This is a genomic window from Streptomyces sp. UH6 (assembly GCF_013421635.1).
Classification (GTDB): Bacteria; Actinomycetota; Actinomycetes; order Streptomycetales; family Streptomycetaceae; genus Streptomyces; species Streptomyces abyssomicinicus.
Genome location: NZ_JACADT010000703.1, coordinates 1 through 2,990 on the forward strand (window position 1 = coordinate 1; position 2,990 = coordinate 2,990).

Below are 2,990 nucleotides of genomic sequence, written 5' to 3' on the forward strand. Positions count from 1 at the left end.
TCGAGGGACGGCTCGGGACCCGGTTGGAGGCCCGGCTCGGGGTCCGGCTCGGGCGGCGTGTCGTGCGGGGGTCGGTGCATGGGGGCTCCTCGGCAGGGTCCGATCGAGGTCAGTGTGATCGGGCCGGGGAGCCCCGGACCGGCCGTGCCCCGCCAGGTCACCGTGGAGAGTGACGGCGGGGCCGCGGCCGGGATGCCGGGGCCGGACGGGAGACGGTGCGGCGCGTCAACCTCGGGCGGAGGAGGACGCGCCGACCGGCTCGGCGCTCAGCGACGCGGACTCGGCGGCTGAACGGCTCGGCGGCTCAGCAGCTCGACAGGTAGCTGGTGAGGGCGCTCTTCTCGGCGGAGTCCACCGAGAGGCCGTAGTAGTACTTCACCTGCACCCAGGCGCGCACGTAGGTGCAGCGGTAGGCGGTGCGGGACGGCATCCAGGTGGCGGGGTCCTGGTCGCCCTTCGTCTGGTTCACGTTGTCGGTGACGGCCAGGAGCTGCGGCCGGGTGAGGTCGTTGGCGAAGGCCTGGCGCTGTGAGGTGGTCCAGTTGCGGGCGCCGGAGTCCCAGGCCTCGGCCAGCGGCACCAGGTGGTCGATGTCCACGTCCGAGGCCGCGGACCAGGTGGCGCCGTCGAAGGGCGAGTACCAGCTGCCGCTGGTGGCGGCGCAGGCCGAGTCGGTGACCACGCCCGAGCCGTCGCGCTTGAGGACGGTCTCGCGGGTGTTGCAGGCGCCGCTGATGGTGATCCAGTGCGGGAACAGGTCGCGGTCGTAGCCGGTACGGACCTCGGTCTGGACCGGCAGGGCGGCGAGGTAGCTGCGGGCGGTGGCGCCGCTGACCGGGGTGGGGAGGGCGGCGGACGCGCTCGGGGCGGCGAAGAGGCCCAGCGAGGCGACGATCCCGGCCAGCGCCGAGACTATGCCGAACCGGCGGGCGTGACGCGCGTAGAACTTGGGCATGCGAGGTCCCTCGAAGGTGGGAGGCGAAACGCGGACGGACGGCATGCTCTTCGCGTGACGTTGCCGGCGGATGAGCAGCCGGTGAGAAGTTAGCGACGCGTACATGCCACGACAAGGGGCCGCGGGAGGTTGCGACGGGTTCGCCCGGATGTTCGCACCGGAAGTTCACGTACGATGGAGGAAGCGGAAGGGGAGTAGCCCTACGCCGGGACCGTCGACATACTGCTCAGCTCGCTGAGCCGGCGCCCGGAGGCCGTGCACCGGTGTGAACCGGACGGCTGGCGAGACCTTCGGCAAGCAGTGCATACCCGTGTACGTCCGTGTGTGCTGCCGTGCCGAGGTGTTCGCAGACGCGCAATCTCTCGGTGGGGTGGCCCGACCGATTGAGGAAATGTGATCAGCCTTGGTGTGACGGCGCTCGTCTTCGGCGTCGTCTTTCTCGCGGAGCTCCCCGACAAGACCGCACTGGCCGGCCTGGTGCTGGGGACCCGCTACCGCGCCTCCTACGTCTTCGCGGGGGTCGCGGCGGCCTTCCTGGTCCACGTGGTGCTCGCCGTCGCGGCGGGCAGCGTGCTGACGCTGCTGCCGCAGCAGATCGTGCACGCGATCACCGGTGTGCTCTTCCTCGGTGGCGCGGCGGTGCTGCTCATGAAGAAGGGCGAGGACGAGGAGGAGATCCGCAAGCCGGAGAACCAGTCCTTCTGGAAGGTCTCGGGCGCCGGTTTCATGCTCATCCTGGTCGCCGAGTTCGGCGACCTGACCCAGATCATGACGGCCAACCTGGCCGCCCGGTACGACGACCCGCTGTCGGTCGGGCTCGGGGCCGTGCTGGCGCTGTGGTCGGTGGCCGGTCTCGGCATCGTGGGCGGCAAGGCGCTGATGAAGAAGGTGCCGCTGGAGCTGATCACCAAGATCGCCGCGGTGCTGATGACGGGGCTGGGCCTGTGGAGCCTCTGGGAGGCGATCGCCGGCTGAGGCCGTCGAGGACGGGAGCCCTCGCGTCGGTGGCGTCGGTGGCGTCGGCGGCGGCGTCTGCGGCGTCGGCCGGTGCCGGTGGCGCCGGCGGTGCCGATGGTGCCAACGGTGCGGGTCGGTGTCACCCGGTGCCGTCGGCGGCCTTCGCTCCGGTCGAGCTTCCGGCCCTCCCGCGCCCTGCGGCGCCCCGGCGGTCCGCGCCTCGGAGGGGCGTGTGTCCACATCGTGGACCCCAGGGTGGCGGCCGGCCCCAGGGTTTTGTATCGTTGAGGAACAAAGTGGTTCCCGCTCGTCACCCCCTGACCGGCGGGCGGGGCCACCTTGGTCTGCTTTCTCTTGTGTCTGGAGCCGTGCCGTATGGCCATGGGTGCCGCCGTCGAAATCTCCGTCCGCGCCCTGTTGCTGGACATGGACGGAACCCTCGTCAATTCCGATGCCGCCGTGGAGCGCGTCTGGCGCCGCTGGGCCGCGTCCCAGGGGCTCGACGGCGACCACGTGGTCAAGGTGGCCCACGGCCGTCAGGGCCACGCCACGATGGCGCTGCTGCTGCCCGACCGCCCCGTGGCGGAGAACCACGCCGACAACGCGTGGCTGCTGGCGGAGGAGTCCGCCGACACCGAGGGCGTGGTGGCCGTGCCCGGAGCCCCCGAGTTCCTGGCCTCGCTGCGCGGGGTTCCGCACGCCCTGGTGACCTCCGCGGACGTGAAGCTGTGCACGGCGCGGATGGCGGCCGCCGGGCTGGCGCTGCCGGAGACCCGGGTCACGGCGGAGGACGTCGCCCACTCCAAGCCGGACCCGGAGGGCTTCCTGAAGGCGGCCGCCGAGCTGGGGGTCGCACCGGAGGACTGCCTCGTGTTCGAGGACTCCGAGGCCGGGATCACCGCGGGCAAGGCCGCCGGGATGCGGGTGGTCGGTGTGGGCCCGCGGGCCCACGCGCACGCGCCGGACGTGGTGGTGCGCGACCTGCGTCAGATCCGGGTGGAACCCGGCGCCGACGGTTCGGTGCTGGTGAGGGCCAGGCGGGACTGAGTTCCGCCCCACCGGACGGCCGCCGGGCGCG

The 2,990-nt window shown here is 72.1% G+C and carries 3 protein-coding genes; 2 read left to right on the plus strand and 1 reads right to left on the minus strand.

The genetic code is table 11. The features are described from left to right. Positions 1-304: 304 nt before the first annotated feature. Positions 305-955: an HNH endonuclease family protein gene (locus HW445_RS24535; RefSeq protein WP_180223116.1), complete on the minus strand. Its 651-nt coding sequence runs from the start codon at positions 953-955 to the stop codon at positions 305-307. 393 nt (positions 956-1,348) lie between these two features. Here HW445_RS24535 and HW445_RS24540 point away from each other — a divergent pair, with 393 nt between their 5' ends. Together HW445_RS24540 and HW445_RS24545 are read left to right on the plus strand one after the other, a co-directional pair. Beyond that, complete coding sequence (locus HW445_RS24540) at positions 1,349-1,930, plus strand: TMEM165/GDT1 family protein (protein ID WP_180223117.1); 582 nt, start codon at positions 1,349-1,351, stop codon at positions 1,928-1,930. 357 nt (positions 1,931-2,287) lie between these two features. Further along, the gene (locus HW445_RS24545; protein ID WP_180223118.1) at positions 2,288-2,959 is read left to right on the plus strand and encodes an HAD-IA family hydrolase; all 672 of its coding nucleotides are present in this window, start codon (positions 2,288-2,290) and stop codon (positions 2,957-2,959) included. The last annotated feature ends 31 nt before the right edge of the window (positions 2,960-2,990 follow it).